General features: G+C 65.5%; 20 protein-coding genes. 11 read left to right on the forward strand and 9 right to left on the reverse strand.

All coding sequences use genetic code 11. From position 1 onward, the window contains the following. Positions 1-282: 282 nt before the first annotated feature. Together EL337_RS22035 and EL337_RS22040 are read right to left on the reverse strand one after the other, a co-directional pair. Positions 283-690, reverse strand: a complete 408-nt coding sequence (locus EL337_RS22035; protein WP_048632933.1) for an STAS domain-containing protein — start codon at positions 688-690, stop codon at positions 283-285. A gap of 92 nt (positions 691-782) precedes the next feature. Then, the gene (locus EL337_RS22040; RefSeq protein ID WP_048632932.1) at positions 783-1,142 is read right to left on the reverse strand and encodes an STAS domain-containing protein; all 360 of its coding nucleotides are present in this window, start codon (positions 1,140-1,142) and stop codon (positions 783-785) included. Positions 1,143-1,386: 244 nt separating this feature from the next. On the opposite strand from EL337_RS22040, the gene EL337_RS22045 reads away from it, so the two are divergent. The 7 genes from EL337_RS22045 (at position 1,387) to EL337_RS22075 (ending at position 6,777) form a co-directional block, all read left to right on the forward strand. Beyond that, entirely contained in the window at positions 1,387-1,737 is a 351-nt protein-coding gene (locus EL337_RS22045) for a DUF732 domain-containing protein (protein WP_048632931.1), read from the forward strand. A 202-nt stretch (positions 1,738-1,939) separates the two neighbouring features. Continuing rightward, positions 1,940-3,343, forward strand: a complete 1,404-nt coding sequence (locus EL337_RS22050) for an amino acid ABC transporter substrate-binding protein/permease (protein ID WP_109860136.1) — start codon at positions 1,940-1,942, stop codon at positions 3,341-3,343. After that, a complete protein-coding gene (locus EL337_RS22055) occupies positions 3,340-4,113 on the forward strand; it encodes an amino acid ABC transporter ATP-binding protein (protein WP_048632930.1) in 774 nt (257 codons plus the stop codon). Before EL337_RS22050 ends, EL337_RS22055 begins: the two co-directional genes overlap by 4 nt. 139 nt (positions 4,114-4,252) lie before the next feature. Then, a complete protein-coding gene (locus EL337_RS22060) occupies positions 4,253-4,540 on the forward strand; it encodes a hypothetical protein (RefSeq protein WP_048632929.1) in 288 nt (95 codons plus the stop codon). 88 nt (positions 4,541-4,628) lie between these two features. Next, positions 4,629-5,960 carry an MFS transporter gene (locus tag EL337_RS22065; protein WP_048632928.1) on the forward strand — a complete coding sequence of 444 codons (1,332 nt, stop codon included), beginning with the start codon at positions 4,629-4,631 and terminating at the stop codon, positions 5,958-5,960. Positions 5,961-6,113: 153 nt separating this feature from the next. Next, the gene (locus EL337_RS22070) at positions 6,114-6,419 is read left to right on the forward strand and encodes a hypothetical protein (RefSeq protein ID WP_048632927.1); all 306 of its coding nucleotides are present in this window, start codon (positions 6,114-6,116) and stop codon (positions 6,417-6,419) included. Between the two features lie 109 nt (positions 6,420-6,528). Then, on the forward strand, positions 6,529-6,777 hold the full coding sequence (locus tag EL337_RS22075; RefSeq protein ID WP_232786813.1) for a hypothetical protein: 249 nt from the start codon (positions 6,529-6,531) through the stop codon (positions 6,775-6,777). Positions 6,778-6,789: 12 nt separating this feature from the next. Here EL337_RS22075 and EL337_RS22080 read toward each other — a convergent pair whose 3' ends face one another. Together EL337_RS22080 and EL337_RS22085 are read right to left on the reverse strand one after the other, a co-directional pair. Then, positions 6,790-7,557, reverse strand: coding sequence for a TMEM165/GDT1 family protein (locus EL337_RS22080; protein ID WP_048632987.1), 768 nt, complete (start codon positions 7,555-7,557; stop codon positions 6,790-6,792). 316 nt (positions 7,558-7,873) lie between these two features. Further along, a complete protein-coding gene (locus EL337_RS22085; protein ID WP_048632926.1) occupies positions 7,874-8,254 on the reverse strand; it encodes a DoxX family protein in 381 nt (126 codons plus the stop codon). A 112-nt stretch (positions 8,255-8,366) separates the two neighbouring features. On the opposite strand from EL337_RS22085, the gene EL337_RS22090 reads away from it, so the two are divergent. Beyond that, positions 8,367-9,239, forward strand: a complete 873-nt coding sequence (locus tag EL337_RS22090) for a sigma-70 family RNA polymerase sigma factor (protein WP_048632925.1) — start codon at positions 8,367-8,369, stop codon at positions 9,237-9,239. On the opposite strand, the gene EL337_RS22095 is transcribed toward EL337_RS22090, so the two are convergent. After that, complete coding sequence (locus EL337_RS22095; RefSeq protein WP_048632924.1) at positions 9,212-10,567, reverse strand: acetamidase/formamidase family protein; 1,356 nt, start codon at positions 10,565-10,567, stop codon at positions 9,212-9,214. The genes EL337_RS22090 and EL337_RS22095 overlap by 28 nt on opposite strands. A gap of 284 nt (positions 10,568-10,851) precedes the next feature. Between EL337_RS22095 and EL337_RS22100 the strand changes: the two genes are divergently transcribed. The 3 genes from EL337_RS22100 (at position 10,852) to EL337_RS22105 (ending at position 12,309) form a co-directional block, all read left to right on the forward strand. Then, complete coding sequence (locus EL337_RS22100) at positions 10,852-11,280, forward strand: hypothetical protein (RefSeq protein ID WP_048632923.1); 429 nt, start codon at positions 10,852-10,854, stop codon at positions 11,278-11,280. A gap of 93 nt (positions 11,281-11,373) precedes the next feature. After that, positions 11,374-11,532 (forward strand): hypothetical protein, encoded by a 159-nt coding sequence (locus tag EL337_RS28790; protein ID WP_170216931.1) that lies wholly within the window; start codon positions 11,374-11,376, stop codon positions 11,530-11,532. A 480-nt stretch (positions 11,533-12,012) separates the two neighbouring features. Further along, the gene (locus tag EL337_RS22105; protein WP_048632922.1) at positions 12,013-12,309 is read left to right on the forward strand and encodes a DUF732 domain-containing protein; all 297 of its coding nucleotides are present in this window, start codon (positions 12,013-12,015) and stop codon (positions 12,307-12,309) included. 66 nt (positions 12,310-12,375) lie between these two features. Here the strand turns inward: EL337_RS22105 and EL337_RS22110 are convergent, their stop codons facing one another. The 4 genes from EL337_RS22110 to EL337_RS22125 form a co-directional block, all read right to left on the reverse strand. Next, positions 12,376-12,753, reverse strand: coding sequence for a DUF2752 domain-containing protein (locus EL337_RS22110; protein WP_048632986.1), 378 nt, complete (start codon positions 12,751-12,753; stop codon positions 12,376-12,378). A 50-nt stretch (positions 12,754-12,803) separates the two neighbouring features. Continuing rightward, entirely contained in the window at positions 12,804-13,151 is a 348-nt protein-coding gene (locus EL337_RS22115) for a CD225/dispanin family protein (protein ID WP_048632921.1), read from the reverse strand. Between the two features lie 203 nt (positions 13,152-13,354). Next, positions 13,355-13,804 (reverse strand): cyanase, encoded by a 450-nt coding sequence (gene cynS / locus EL337_RS22120; protein WP_048632920.1) that lies wholly within the window; start codon positions 13,802-13,804, stop codon positions 13,355-13,357. Next, positions 13,801-14,670, reverse strand: coding sequence for a formate/nitrite transporter family protein (locus tag EL337_RS22125; protein ID WP_048632919.1), 870 nt, complete (start codon positions 14,668-14,670; stop codon positions 13,801-13,803). Before EL337_RS22125 ends, cynS begins: the two co-directional genes overlap by 4 nt. Positions 14,671-14,823 lie beyond the last annotated feature (153 nt).

Below are 14,823 nucleotides of genomic sequence, written 5' to 3' on the forward strand. Positions count from 1 at the left end.
AAAGTCGTTATGCTTTTGTTATCTTTCCCCAGCAATTGAGTGAACACCCCATGAACAGCGCGTTGAATTCCTCGGGCAACCGGAGCAAACCGGCTGAGCGCAAAAGTATTCGTATAGTTTTCTTAGCTTTGCCGAACGAACTGAGTGCCATATCACAGCGCGACACGACAGCAAACGCCGGAAATCCCCGAGGAGAAGGCGTCGGTGCGGGATCCGCCGGACCCGACCAACCGGCCACGGTCTTGGCGTGTGTTCGCTGGAACGGCTGACACGCGGACGCTGTCAGGCCGGCTTCGCGTCCCGCACCGAGGAGATCTCGGCCACCGGGATCAATCCCTCGGGGTCGCAGAGTTGGAGCACGCGCGACACCGCCGGGCTGGGGACCACGCACCAACTGACCTCTTCGCGAGCAAGATGTGCACTGATCGCGTACAGCGCCGATGCGCCGTCGAAAGCCAGAAAGTGCACCTCGGTGAGGTCGAGCACCAGAGCGGCACTGCCGCCGGCGGCTTCGCGGACGGTGTGGGCGAACGACTTGGCATTGCCCGCGTCCACTTCGCCGCACACCGACACCGTGGCCTGCCTGGTGGAACCACGGCCTTCGGTGCGGCACGCGAAGGCCAGCGACGTCGACGCGATGGTCAAGCGCCGGCAGTCGGCCGACCTGCTGCGGATGGACGTGAGTGTCATCGCAGGCCAATTTACCCGCGCACCGGCCAGGACAGTTCGCCTAGTTCGTCTATGTGTCAAATGGGCCGGTCACAGCGCCGACGACGGTGACCTCAGCCGGCCAGATTGTTCAGGGCGACATCCAGAGAGGAGAAGAGATCGATGTAGTCGGCGACGCCGGTGATCTTCAGCGGACGGCTGGTGGCCGGTCCGTCGGCGACCACGGCGAGCCTGATGGTGCCGGCAACCAGGTTCCGAGTCACCATCAGCACCTGCATTCCCGCCGATGCGAGGAAGTCCACGTCGGTCAGATCGATGATCAGACCCGCGGGCTTGCGCTCGATGACGGCGGCGATCACTTCCTGCAACTGTGGCGCCGTCAGCATGTCGACGGCACCGGCAGCTGCGACGACCACCACTCCGTTGACCTCGCGCTCGGTGAATTGCTGCTGCACGTCCTTGCCTCGTCTCATTGGATACATCCGGACCGGATTGGTCGCGGATCAGGTCGGGAGGCTGCAGTCTGAACCCGGCGCCGAAACTGTGGAAACCTCGTACAGATTATCGAAGTCTCCGACGTGCCGGTGCACGGACCGCTACTTCCGCCCCCTCCCGTGCACCTCGTCCACCGCGCAGCCGCGCAGCGAGGCCACGCCAATCGCGGGTTCTGCCCCGCGTGGCGGATAGCATCCGCACAGACATCCCACAGGAGGCTCCATGCGTGCCACTCGCACCCGGCTCTCGGTCCTGGCCGGCGGCGTCCTCGCAGCCGTCGCCGTGGTGGCCACTCCGGCCGCCCACGCCACCGAGGCAGACACCCAATTCCTGGCCGTGGTCACGGAACTGGGCCTGACGTTCGCAACCCCGGACGAGGCCGTCGAGGCGGGCAACAACGTCTGCGACATCGTCGCCGAGGGCAGCTCGAACAGCGTCAGCCCGGCCGCGATCCGAGCCGACATCATCAATTCGCTTCTCGGCGAGGGTGTCAACGAGGACCAGGCCACGAGGCTGATGGTCGGCGCGGTCAACGCGTACTGCCCGATCTACAACGGCGTCGTCGCCGGCTGAGCCACCTGCTGGTCCGCCGCGGCCTCGGGCATGCGGTCGGCAGTCATCCCCCCGAACGTCCGCGTGAGGTGTTTCGGGCCGTTAGCGTGACACTCACCAACCGGCCACGTCGCACCACACGCGGGAGGCATGAATGCGCGCTCGACGGTCAACGCACGACCACCACCGGAGAGCCGGGCGATGTCGGCCCGCAGCTGTGCTGGTGGCGCTGCTCGCGGCGCTGTTCGGAACCGGCATGCTGTCTCCTGCGACATCGTCGGCGCAGGAACCCACCTATGTGATCGCGACGGACACGACGTTCGCACCATTCGAATTCCAGGACGCCAGCGGCGATCTGGTCGGAATCGACATGGACCTGATCCGCGATATCGCCGAGGATCAGGGCTTCACCGTCGACATCAAGCCCCTCGGCTTCGATGCGGCGCTGCAGGCGGTGCAGGCCAACCAGGCCTCCGGTGTCATCGCCGGCATGTCCATCACCGACGAACGCAAGGCCGTATTCGACTTCTCCGACCCGTACTTCGAGTCGGGTGTGCAGATGGCGGTCCTCGACAGCAACGAGGACATCACGTCCTACGCCGACCTGAAAGGCCAGCGTGTCGCCGTCAAGAACGGCACGGAGGGCGCCGAGTTCGCCGCCTCCATCAAGGATCAATACGGATTCGAGATCGTCTCCTTCGCCGATTCGGCATCGATGTTCGAGGAGGTCAAGACCGGAAACTCGGTCGCGGTTTTCGAGGACTACCCGGTGCTGCTGTACGGCATCCAGCAGGGCAACGGCTTCAAGACCGTCACACCGAAGGAGCAGGGCTCGAGCTATGGGTTCGCCGTCAACAAAGGCCAGAACGCAGAGCTGCTCACGAAGTTCAACGAGGGCCTGAAGAACCTCAAGGCGTCCGGCCGCTACGACGAGATCATCGAGAGCTATCTGGGCGAGGCTGCCGCGGAGACCGACAACTCGTTCTTCGGGCTGCTCAAGAGCACCTTCCCCATCCTGCTCGAAGGCCTGCAGATGACGCTCATCCTGACGGTCGTGTCCATCGCGATCGCGCTGGTACTCGGGGTGCTCTTCGGGTTGTTCCGGGTGTCGCGGTCGATCTGGCTGCGTGCCATCGGCACCACCTACGTCGACATCTTCCGCGGCACACCACTTCTGGTTCAGGCGTTCTTCATCTACTTCGGCATCCCGTCAGCCCTCGAGTTCCAGATGACGGCGCTCACGGCCGGCATCATCACGCTGTCACTGAACGCCGGCGCGTACATGACCGAGATCGTGCGTGGCGGGATTCTGTCGGTCGACAAGGGCCAGATGGAGGCGTCCCGCAGTCTGGGTATCGGATACCTGCCGACCATGCGCAAAGTCATTCTGCCGCAGGCTATTCGGACCATGATCCCGTCGTATGTCAATCAGTTCGTCATCACGCTGAAGGACACGTCGATCCTGTCGGTCATCGGTATCGCCGAGCTGACGCAGACCGGCAGGCTGATCATCGCCCGCAACTACCAATCCTTCACGATGTGGCTCATCATCGGGATCATCTACTTCATCGTCATCATGGCATTGACCAAGCTCTCGGACCGGCTGGAAAAGAGGCTCGTGAAATGAACCAACTGGTAACCGAATCCGCGGCCGCCGAGCCCGCGGGCAAGGTGAAGATCCGTATCGACGGCCTGAAGAAGTCGTTCGGTGACCTTCTCGTCCTCGACGGCATCACCACGACGATCAGTCACGGCGAAGTGGTCTGCGTCATCGGTCCTTCCGGCTCGGGCAAGTCGACATTCCTGCGGTGCCTGAACAAATTGGAGGACATCTCCGGCGGCACGGTACTGGTCGACGAGTTCGACCTCACCGATCCCAAGGTGAACCTGGACAAGGTGCGCCAGCACATCGGAATGGTGTTCCAGCATTTCAACCTCTTCCCCCACATGACGGTCATCGAGAACGTGACGTTGGCGCCCCTGCTGACGAAGAAGATGACCAAGGAGGCGGCCGAGAAGAAGGCTCTGGAACTCCTCGACCAGGTCGGCCTCGCCGAGAAGGCGCACGTGAAACCCGCGACGCTGTCCGGCGGCCAGAAGCAGCGCGTAGCGATTGCACGGGCGCTGGCGATGAACCCGTCGATCATGTTGTTCGACGAAGCGACCAGCGCTCTGGATCCCGAGATGGTCGGGGATGTTCTCCAGGTCTTGCGGGACCTGGCCGAGGGTGGCATGACCATGGTCGTGGTGACCCACGAGATGGGGTTCGCCAGGGAGGTGGCCTCGCGGGTGCTCTTCATGGCGGACGGCAACATCGTCGAGGACGCTCCGCCCGCGGAGCTGTTTGACAACCCCAAGCACCCGCGTCTTCAAGACTTCCTGTCCAAAGTGCTTTAGCAGCGACGACAGCCCGGCCCGTGTTCTCCATGGAATCTCCACTTCAGCTCCAAGCGCCGCCGCCTGCGCGTCGCGACGATGGTCTCACCACGGTTTGCCGTGATCACGCCAGTGACACATCCATCCAAGGAGCTATCCCATGACCAAGTTTCTCGCCGCCGCCCTGATGCCGCTCGGTGCCGCACTGGCCCTCGCCTCACCGGCGCAGGCCGACACGGCTGCCAACACCATCAACGGGCTTCAGGCCCAGGGCTACAACGTCACCATCAGCCGGGTCGGCAACGGGCCACTGAACGAATGCACCGTGATCGGGGTGCGGACGTCACGGGCGCCCAATCAGTTCACCCTGATCGACGACGACGACCTCAACGTGTTCACCACCGCAGCGAAACCCAAGGCGACCGTTTCGCTGAACTGCGCCAACTGACCCGAGCCCGGACTGCGGGGTCCGCGGCTGCCGTCTAGGTTTGGGACCCGTGTCTGCAGCAGCGCCGCACTCCTCGTTCCCGCGAGGCATGGCGCTGCTCGTGGCCGGGGCGTTGTTCATGGAGATTCTGGACGCCACGATCATCGTCCCGGCGATCCCGGCCATCGCAGCGTCGTTCGGGGTCTCTGCGGTCGACGTGAACATCGCCATCTCGGCCTATCTGCTCACCGTCGCGGTGCTGATCCCGGCCAGCGGCTGGGTGGCCGACAGATTCGGGATCCGGCCGGTGTTCATCGCCGCGATCGCGATCTTCACGGTGGCGTCGGTGGGGTGCGCACTCAGCGTCTCGCTGCCGATGCTGGTCGCGATGCGCGTGCTGCAGGGGGTCGGCGGCGCGATGATGGTGCCGGTCGGCAGGCTCGCGGTCTTGAGGTTCAGCGCGAAATCAGACCTGGTGCGCGCCATCGCATTGCTCACCTGGCCGGCCCTGACCGCACCCGTGGTGGCTCCCGTGCTCGGCGGGGCCGTCGCGACGGTGGGGTCGTGGCGGTGGATCTTCTTCGTCAACATCCCGATCGGCGTCATCGGACTGTTGTTCGCGGTCAGACTGATTCGCGGCGGCCCGGCTCCGGCCACCACGCCGCTCGACTGGCGCGGTCTGCTTCTGGTCGGCACCGGAATCGCTACCGCACTGCTGGCCCTGGAGCACATCCGCGTCAGCGGTACCGACTGGACGCTGGTGGCCGGGGGCATCGTCGTCGCGGTCGGGCTGCTCACCGCCGCGCTCTGGTATCTGCGTCGTACCGGATCCCCGTTGGTCAGGCTCTCGGTGCTGAGGGTGCCCACGCTGCGCATCACGGTGTCGGGTGGATCGTTGTACCGACTCGTCATCACCGCGGTGCCGTTCCTGCTGCCACTGCTGTTCCAGCTTGAGTTCGGCTGGTCGCCCTTCTCCGCGGGGTTGATGGTGGCCGCGCTGTTCATCGGCAACCTGACGATCAAACCCACAACGACACCGCTCATGCGGCGATTCGGCATCAAACGGGTGCTGCTGGTCAACGCCGCGATCTCGGTGGCATGGTTCGGGGTGCTGGCCGCGCTGAATTCCGATACGCCGGTCGTGGTGATCGCGGCCGTCCTCTACGTCAGCGGCGCGCTGCGGTCGATCGGATTCACCGCCTACAACAGCCTGGCGTTCGCGGATGTCGACGGCGATCAGCTCACCCACGCGAATACGTTGAACGCCACCGTCCAGGAGCTGGCCGCCGGCCTGGGGATCGCGGTTGCCGCACTGCTTCTGACGGTGCTGGGGTCGTACCCACTGACGTTCCTCGTGCTCGGCGCAGTGCTGGCCTTGACCCTGGTGGAAACGCTGCGGCTGCCCGGCGACGCGGGCGCTCACGTCAGCAGACCGCGCTGAACATTCAATCTTCGCTGGCGTCAATCATTTTGAGATCGTGAGCGGCCGCACAGCCGGCGCCTAATACCACCACAGGCGCGACCAACACTGCGTTCCTACCGTCGTCCCGGTGCGGCAGCGCGCCTCACAGTGACGATGACGAATGGAGCAATCATGAAACTCACCCGCGCCGTGGGCACCTCGGCGGTGGCCGCCGGAATTGCTTTGGCGGGTCTGTTCTCCTCCGGTGCGGGAGTGGCCGGCGCCGACCCTGGTCGACCGTGCGGGCAGCCGGGCACCGCTGCGTGCCAGCCGGCACCGCAGCAGCAGCAGAACAACGACTGGCAGCGTCGCGACATCAACGCCGCTCGCCAGGACCACCAGCCGTTCATGCACGAAGGCCAACGGGTGCAGCCGCTGCCGGCAGGCAACGGAGACGGCTGGGGTTTCTGGTTCCTGGGCCGTTGGATTCGCCTGTAGCCCGCCCGGCCCACTGTGCGGACTCGCGAACGCCCCGGCGGACGCGAGTTCGCACAGTTCGCGCGCGCCTACCGGAAAACTCTCGACCCTGACTTTAGCCTTGGTCCCCGTGACCACCCTGCACGAGCCGTCGCTCGCGGAGCTGGACTTCGAGCCCGAAATCCAGTGCACCTGCCGCAAGTTCTGCGGTCCGCTGGCCCATCCCGCGCAGTGGTGGGTGACGCTGTCCTGCGGGTGTCCGTATCCGATGTGTCAGCGCGCGTTGCGAATCGCCAATGTCCGCTTGAAGGTCCGGCCACTGACGTGCCGCCACTGTGAGACGGCCCAGATCGCGATCAGGTCCGTCGTCGCCATCTGACGGCCCCCCGGGTCACTCCGAAGGGCGGCGGGACGCACCGATCTCGCTCTCCGGCGAATGATCGGTGTCGAGTTCCCGGTCATCGCTGTCGTGGACCACTGTGCTGCGCAGCACCGCGGGTCGACGGCGGTCGGGCAGAGCCAGCAGGATGCCACCGAATGCCAGCACGAGCGCCAGCGCGATGCCGCCGACCAGAGCCACAGGCGCGGACTGGAAGGTGTTCTCCAGCAGCATGTAGGCCCCGAACAACAGGAACAACGCCGCAGCGGTGATCTGGATCAGCCGTTCGGGGAGATGCTTGCCTGCAACGGCCCCGACCAGGATGGCCAGCCCGTCCGCGGCGACCATACCGATGGTCGAGCCGATCCAGACGCCGAGCCAGTTGTTGTCCGCGGCGAGGGTGATGGTCGCGAGCATGGTCTTGTCGCCGAGTTCGGCGAGCACGAACGCCGAGGTGACCACGAAGAATGCCGGTGCGGTGGCTTTGGCGGCTCGTGAGGCCTCCTCGTCGGAGAGGCTGTCACCGCGCAGTGTCCACAGCCCGAAGAAGATGAACATCGCGCCGGCGATGAGCCCGAGCAGATGCGTGGGCAGCGCCGCCCCGAGGTAGTGGCCGATCGCCACCGACAGGACGTGCACCGCGGTGGTCGCGACGGCGATCGCCGACAGCACCACCCACCACCGGTACCGAAGCGCGAACATCATCGCGACGAGCTGGGTCTTGTCCCCCAGCTCGGCGACGAAAATGACGGCGAAACTCAGCAGCAGTGCGGCGAACACCATAACCCCTCGGTGTCAGTGGCTGCCGTTCGGAGAATGTGGACACACCTCCGGCCGGCACCCCAAATGGTCTGTGCGGCCGAAGGTCTCGCCCACCGGTCAAAAAGGCCGGTTCGGACAACCGGGCCCGGCGGTGATCGCCGCTGAGCCAGTATGTCGATTGCCGATTGGGGGCTACTCCCCTTCGTTGCAACCACCGTACACGCCCGTCCGCGATACCCGCAACCCGGGCAGCGCCAAATAGGCTCTGGCGCAATAAGTTTGGGAACTACTCCCACCGAAGTTCGGGTATCCCAAATTCCTGCGTCGAGGGTCCTCATTCACCTGGCCAGGCAACCGCACCGGCGAAGTACACACATGCAGCCACAGCCAGGAGCAGGAACGTCACCGGAAACGCCAGGTTGTGAAACACCTTCGTCCGTACGTGCACGCCAACTGCCCCGATGAAGAACATCACCAGTCCGGTCGCGGCCGCCAGGCCCAGCCACGGTACTGCGAGGAGACCGAGAAGCAACCCGGCCGCTCCCGCAAGCTTCAGCGCCGCCAGGCGAGGGATCCACCGGGCGGGTACGCCCACCTCCGCCGAGTTCGCCAACACGAACCTGGCACGGCCGAGGTCCGCTATGGCGATGCCGGTGTTGGCGATCAGGCGTGCGACGGTCATCGCCGCAAGAAACGTCGTCGCTGGGCCGTTCATCGGCTCCCCGCCCTCGGTATGCTCGTCACGTTGCCTCCCGTGTCGATCGGTCAATTGCTCTCCTCACTCCTGACGATCAGAACGCGTGAAAGGTGACAGCCGGTGCTGCCGAATGACGCTGAATGACTTCGTGGCCGAACGCGGCCGCCTGATCTCCATCGCCCACCGGATCCTGGGATCGGTGCACGACGCCGAGGACGCGGTGCAGACGGCGTGGCTGCACGTCCAGGCGGCGTCCGACCGCGGGGTCGACAATGCGCCGGCGTGGCTGACCACCGTCGTCACCCGGGTGTGTCTGGACCAGTTGCGTGACCGTAGGCGCCGCGACATCCTGGCCCGACGGGCCGAGTCGGTGCCTGATGTCGAACTGGCGGCCGACGAGGAGATCCTGGTCCGCGAGGACGTCTCACGTGCACTGATGGTGCTCCTCGACCGGTTGACGGCACCGCAACGTGTTGCCTTCGTGCTGCACGACCTGTTCGCGGTGCCGTTCGATCACATCGCCGCGATCCTGGGTACAACGCCCGCCAACGCCAAGAAGCACGCGAGCCGGGCACGCGGCCGCGTGCGACCCGACCAGACTGCGGTGGCGCCCGGCGACGACGCGCAGCACCAGAAGGTCGTCTCGGCCTTCATGGACGCCGCCGCGGGCGGCGACATCGCGCGCATGGTCGAGTTGATGGCACCCGACTGCGTGCGGGTGGTCGACGACACCCTGGTTCCCGCCGGCACCCCGACCCGGGTGTCCGGCGCCGCCGCCGTCGCCGAGGAGACCCGGAACTTCGTCGACCGCATCCGGTCCAGCGAACCGATGCGCGTCAACGGGCGCACCGCCCGCGTCATCGCGCCCGGAGGACATGCCCTGGCCGTCGTCGACGTCGACACCCATGCGGGCGTCGTCACCGGCATCGCCATCCGGCCAGTGGCGGCGACCGACGTCCTGGAAGCGGCGGTGGATCAGGCCTGCGGGAAGTGCGACTTGTAGACCTGGCCGTGCACACCGACCGTGCGGTCGACCACCTGTGACACCGAGAAGTTCGCGGCGGCCGACAGGTAGGCGTACGCCGTTGCACGGTCCATACCGCGGTCGGTCTCCAGGAAATCCAGCGCGTTGACGACAGCACGCCTCATCGCGATGTCCAGATCGCTGCCCTGCCCGCCGATGGAGCCGTCCGGATCGGACAGCCCGATCGGCACCCACGCTTCGGCGGTCTCCGCGAACGGATAGCGGTAGGCGACCGACGGCGCATCCCCCGATCCCGGCTTGCACACCGAGAGCCGGTAGGTGCCGCGCAGGGAGCCTTCCATCGCCGTCAGGGCCACTTCGCCGTCACCCATAGCCATGTGCGGATCGCCGACGTAGAACAGCGCACCTTCGGCGAACACCGGCAGATAGAACGTGGCGCCCTCGCCGAGGAGTCGAATGTCGATGTTGCCGCCGCCGACGGTGGGCGGGATCGAGTTGGCCGTCGCCGACGTCGGATCGGTGTCCTGCGAAAACGCCACACCCATCATTCCCATGAACGGCTGAAGGGGGAACCGCACCTGGGCGTTGCCATAGGTCATGATCCCGTGGCCGTCCTCGACCGCGGTGAAGGTCGAGACGTTGCCATAGCGGGTGGGGTCGGCGTTCGGCCGGCCGTCGGTGTCGGCCGGCGGCATGACCTCCGCGAGCGCGATGCCCGCAGGTGCCGCCCCGTCAGCGGTGAGCCCCAGCGCCCCCTTGCCGTGCCTGCTCGACACCACCCCGTACGGCACCCGCGGAATCGCCTGGAGGATATCGATTTTCAGGACGTCACCGGGCTGGGCACCCTCGACGAACACCGGGCCGGTGACAATGTGGGGCCCGTCCTTGTCGAAATTTCTCGGGGTCCGGTTGTAGTCGGACGCGATCGCGATCGCGTCCTGGAGGATGTCGGATTCAGCGACACCCTGGCCGCCGAAATACTCGATGGGGTTGCGCCCCTGGTCTTCGAGAATGCCTTCGTGACTGACCGCGTCGAAGGTCACCGTTTGGCCCGAGGCCATCCGCATGACCGGCGCCGCGTGCACCGTCGGGACGTAACCCCACAGCACTTCGTCAGGCAGGGACTGTACGTAGTGGTCCCCGACAGGATCGCCGGCGCCCGGTTGCAGGATCGAAAAGCTCGAGGACGTCGCGGACGGCGACTGCGACGAGGGCGTTCCCGACGAACACGCCGAAGCCACCCCGGCAACACCCGCGCCCGCGCTGACGGCCGCGACGGCACGCATGAAATCCCTCCTACCCAGTCCGGTCCACAGAGCTTCGGCGGCTTGTCGGGCATCGGTCATGGAGGCACCTTCCAGTGGAAACAGTTACGCCAGAGGTGTTCCCACCGGGCATTTCCGTGGCGAAACCACTTCGATAACACCGTGTTGCCGCTTCCTCACAGGCGGCTGCCAGGATGCGGGTTTTCGAACCGTCGCCCTTCCCCGTTTGCGCGACGGCCAGCCACCCCGCCCCGCAACTCGGTTGTTGCCCACGCCAACGGTTTTCACCGATACTGCCTACAGGTGCGCGCGTACTGTCATAGTCAGCACCTGCGGCGTCGTGCCGCAACGGCGAGAGGACAGTCATGGAATCAACAGACCCACGCCCGTCGTCGCGACCTTTTCTCATCACCGCCCGGGTCTTCGCCGTCGCCACGGTGCTCGTCATCGTCGGCCTCTTCGGCACCGCAGGCGCGCTGGTTCAGGCGGGCGAGCTCAAAGAAGTCCACGGAGCGGCCGCGATCGTGCTCCACGTGGTCAGCGGCGGGCTCATGGTCGCGCTGGCGGGGCTGGCGTACAGCCGCCAGAGCGGGTGGTGGGCAGCCGTGGTCGCCGGCGTGGTGTTCGTCTACTCGTTCGTGCAGGCAGCCCTGGGCGAGGGGACCACCCTCGCCATCCATGTCCCGGGCTCACTGCTGATCGTGGCGGGAACCATCTGGCTCACCGGGTGGCTGTTCTCGTCCGCCGCAGCGGTCCCCGAAGGCGCCTCGCCAGGAGTTGACCCAACTCGGTGACCAGGCCCCGGCGGCGCCTCCACGTGCACGGGGTTTTATCGCGCACCAATCGGACAACCCCCACAGTGCACATTCGTCGACCTTGGAGGATCCATGGAACAGAGCACCAACTTCCCGCCGTCGACACCCGAGGACGCCACCAAGGCCAGCGATGAGCAGCGCGAGCTGCAGGAGAAGCTGGAACACGCAGACGACGACCCCGATGCCCCTGCACGGTCACAGACCTACCGTCAGATTCCCGACGAGAGCTGACGACCTCCGCGGCCTCCACTTCTCCTCGCGCCGCAGCAAATACCGCGTTAACCTTCCTTCCGCCGGATGAATTTGCCGACGCAAACGGTTTGAGAATTGTTTGCTCGCGTCCACAACATTCCGTCCGTATTCGCTCAACGGATAGTGAGCGATGCGCAACCGGTTCCCCCAGAACGTCGGTGCGCCAACCACTCACACGATCGAACAACGCGCTTTCGGCTGTCTCCCGGTAGAAACCAAACTGCAGCACACAGCCATCTTGACGTTGCAGTCAATACCGGGTGCGGCGTGCTGCAACTCCGCTTTCGCTGCGTCGCGCGGCATCGCCGCGCACTTCGTGGGCGATAACCCTCGGCGCAATTTCGGCAGGCGTCGATTGTTTTGCCGGGATCCGTCACGCAGATTTCGGACAATCAACGACGGAATTCTGACCGTGGGCGTAGCGTGACGCCGTCAGCAAACCAGTAGGGAGGTGCGCACATGCGCAGCACACTCATCGTCACCGCGGCCATAGCCGCCGCCGGCCTCGCCACCGCGCTGGCGGCACCGGCATTCGCGGACGAGACGGACGACATCTTCATCTCGGCGCTGCAGAGCGAGGGCATCCCGTTCTCCACCGCCGACAATGCCATCCAGCTGGCGGGGGCGGTCTGCGAGTACGCCGCCGCCGGTCAGGACCCCGCACAGATTGCAGTCGAGATCATGGGGCCCGCCGGCTGGAGCGCCGAGCAGAGCGGATTTTTCGTGGGGGCCGCCACCCAGTCGTATTGCCCCTAGCCGTCGCGGCACCGCCGCGCTGAACTCACCGAAACATCCTGCGCCCGAGGACGATTGCGAACGGTCTCAAACCCGCAGGGCGGTGAACGGCGCAAAAGGCAGAATTCGCAACACAAACCACAGTAGGACGACGGCAAGTGTCACCGGCGCCGCCCAGCGGTGGTGCTGCCACGAGACGATCGTGCGATCGACGACGCGTCCGTAGGTCCACAGCACGTAGGCCACGATCACGAACCCCAACGCCACCACTGCCAAGGCGTTGAAGTGGAGCGCGGACAGCACATCTCCATGCAGGAGCGAGTAGATCGCCCGCAGCGTGCCGCACCCGGGACAGTCAATGCCCAGAAGGGCTTTCGTGGGGCAGACTGGAAGAAAACCACCCGGGGTGGTGGGGTCTGCAATCCACACGACTGCGCATGCGCCCGCCGCCAGGGCACCCGTCATCAACGGGCCACCCAGGCGGGCCGGCGCACATTGCCGCAGCGGCAACGCGATCAATAGCTCGTCGACGTGTCCATGTCGAAGCTGACGGCGCCGAGGGCGAAGAGGATGGCGTAGATGATCCAGACCGCGACGGCGGCGACGACGCTCCAGATCGCCCACTTCTTCGCGGCGGCCGAGGATGCCTGCGCCTCGGCGACGCGCCCCTGCGCCCACAGCCCGTTGACCTGGCTCGCTTTGACGATCGACACGATGCCGAAGGGCAGACAGCAGAAGATCGTCGTCAGGATGCCGAGCACCAGATTCGAGCTCGGCTGCGGCCCCTGCGGTTGCTGCGGAGGATATCCTCCGCCGCCCGGAGGCGGCGGAGGCGGATAGTTTCCCGGCGGCGGTTGTGTCATGGTCGGCTCCCTCGAAGGCCACGTGCTCGGAAAAGCGAGCTAAGGGTATCGAAGAAAAGCCCAGTGCAAGGACCAAAAATCAAGATCGGTCCGGACAATCTCCGTGCTGCGGCACCGCGGCCGCCGATCGCCGCGCCGAATGACGGACCTCGATCTGCCATCACGTTGCTGGAACCGCACACCGCCGGGTCAGTGCGAGCGGGTCACCATCGGTAGTCGAGGAACTTCCCGTCGAACGTGACCACCACCCGGTCTCCGTCGGGATCCGCACGTCGGGCGATGTCGACCTTGAAGTTGATGGCACTCATGATGCCGTCGCCGAACTCTTCGTGGATCAGTTCCTTGAGCGCGGGCCCGTACACCGCGAGCGCCTCGTGAAATCGGTAGATCGTGGGATCGGAGGTCAATGCAGGCTCGATCCCCCGAGAAGGCTGTAGTTGCAGGCTCTCTGCAACCGCGCCGTCGAGATCGAGCAGGGCGCAGACCCGGTCGGCCTGCCCCGCCGACATCGGGTGCTGGCCGAGCAACGCGGCCACACACCACACGACGGGGGCCTCGATCTCCTCCGCGATCGCCGACCACGTGAGCTTCTTCCGGATCTTCGCGGCGACAACGAGTTCGGCTGCTTGGCTTTTCGCCATGATCGGTGTCATCGCGCGCTCCCGTTCGTCGCCAGTGCGCGCTCGTCGGCGCGCTCGCCGGAGGGCTCCGCGATGAACCTGGTGTCGCCGGTACGGGCGTGGGTGGCGAACAGCGTGACGCCGACGAACGCCAGACCGCCGACGAGGTTTCCGACAACCGTCGGGATCTCGTTCCAGAGAAGGTAATCGGCGATCGAGAAGTCACCGCCGAGCATCAGGCCGGAGGGGAACAGGAACATATTCACGATCGAATGCTCGAAACCCATGTAGAAGAACAACATGATCGGCATCCACATCGCGATCACCTTGCCCGACACGCTTGTCGACATCATCGCGGCGACCACGCCGGTGGAGACCATCCAGTTGCACAGCACTCCGCGGATGAACAGCGTCAGCATGCCCGCAGCTCCGTGTTCGGCGTAACCCACGGTGCGGCTGTGTCCGATCTCGCCGAGCCGCTGTCCGACCTCGTTGGGATCGACGCTGAAGCCGAAGGTGAACACCACCGCCATCATCAGCGCGACCACGATCGCGCCGGCGAAATTGCCGACGAAGACCAGCCCCCAGTTGCGCATCATCGAACGGACGGTGACGCCCCGGCGTTTGTCGAGCAGGGCCAGCGGGACCAACGTGAACACCCCGGTCAACAGATCGAAGCCGAGAAGATAGAGCAGGCAGAAGCCGACGGGAAACAGCACCGCGCCCAAGAGCGCGTTTCCGGTCTGCACCGTGATCGTCACCGCGAACGCCGCGGCGAGCGCCAGGATGGCACCCGCCATGAAGGCGCGGATCAGGGTGTCCCGGGTGGACATGAGGGCTTTCGCTTCGCCGGCGTCGATCATCTTGCCGACAAAGTCGCGAGGACTGACGTAGGACATGAGTGAACCTTCCGAGTGTGGGCGACCTCCCGCAGAGTTCCCGTTGCGTATTGCCGATTGGCAACAAGGTCGATGCGCGTGTGTTGCCTCCTGCTCACAGGGACGGCACGCCGCTGTGAGGGCGCCCCTGCTGTGACCTGCGCAACTGTGAAG

It is taken from the genome of Mycolicibacterium aurum, assembly GCF_900637195.1.
Lineage (GTDB): Bacteria > Actinomycetota > Actinomycetes > Mycobacteriales > Mycobacteriaceae > Mycobacterium > Mycobacterium aurum.

Bases quoted from the DNA above. Each gene is read 5' to 3' on its own strand.
- EL337_RS22125 (WP_048632919.1), bottom strand. From the start codon at position 14,670: ATGTCCTACGTCAGTCCTCGCGACTTTGTCGGCAAGATGATCGACGCC.
- EL337_RS22095 (WP_048632924.1), bottom strand. From the start codon at position 10,567: ATGACCGATGCCCGACAAGCCGCCGAAGCTCTGTGGACCGGACTGGGT.
- EL337_RS22045 (WP_048632931.1), top strand. From the start codon at position 1,387: ATGCGTGCCACTCGCACCCGGCTCTCGGTCCTGGCCGGCGGCGTCCTC.
- EL337_RS22060 (WP_048632929.1), top strand. From the start codon at position 4,253: ATGACCAAGTTTCTCGCCGCCGCCCTGATGCCGCTCGGTGCCGCACTG.
- EL337_RS22100 (WP_048632923.1), top strand. From the start codon at position 10,852: ATGGAATCAACAGACCCACGCCCGTCGTCGCGACCTTTTCTCATCACC.
- EL337_RS22035 (WP_048632933.1), bottom strand. From the start codon at position 690: ATGACACTCACGTCCATCCGCAGCAGGTCGGCCGACTGCCGGCGCTTG.
- EL337_RS22090 (WP_048632925.1), top strand. From the start codon at position 8,367: ATGACGCTGAATGACTTCGTGGCCGAACGCGGCCGCCTGATCTCCATC.
- EL337_RS22115 (WP_048632921.1), bottom strand. From the start codon at position 13,151: ATGACACAACCGCCGCCGGGAAACTATCCGCCTCCGCCGCCTCCGGGC.
- EL337_RS22055 (WP_048632930.1), top strand. From the start codon at position 3,340: ATGAACCAACTGGTAACCGAATCCGCGGCCGCCGAGCCCGCGGGCAAG.
- EL337_RS22065 (WP_048632928.1), top strand. From the start codon at position 4,629: ATGGCGCTGCTCGTGGCCGGGGCGTTGTTCATGGAGATTCTGGACGCC.
- EL337_RS22040 (WP_048632932.1), bottom strand. From the start codon at position 1,142: ATGAGACGAGGCAAGGACGTGCAGCAGCAATTCACCGAGCGCGAGGTC.
- cynS (WP_048632920.1), bottom strand. From the start codon at position 13,804: ATGACACCGATCATGGCGAAAAGCCAAGCAGCCGAACTCGTTGTCGCC.
- EL337_RS22070 (WP_048632927.1), top strand. From the start codon at position 6,114: ATGAAACTCACCCGCGCCGTGGGCACCTCGGCGGTGGCCGCCGGAATT.
- EL337_RS22110 (WP_048632986.1), bottom strand. From the start codon at position 12,753: ATGACGGGTGCCCTGGCGGCGGGCGCATGCGCAGTCGTGTGGATTGCA.
- EL337_RS22085 (WP_048632926.1), bottom strand. From the start codon at position 8,254: ATGAACGGCCCAGCGACGACGTTTCTTGCGGCGATGACCGTCGCACGC.
- EL337_RS22105 (WP_048632922.1), top strand. From the start codon at position 12,013: ATGCGCAGCACACTCATCGTCACCGCGGCCATAGCCGCCGCCGGCCTC.
- EL337_RS28790 (WP_170216931.1), top strand. From the start codon at position 11,374: ATGGAACAGAGCACCAACTTCCCGCCGTCGACACCCGAGGACGCCACC.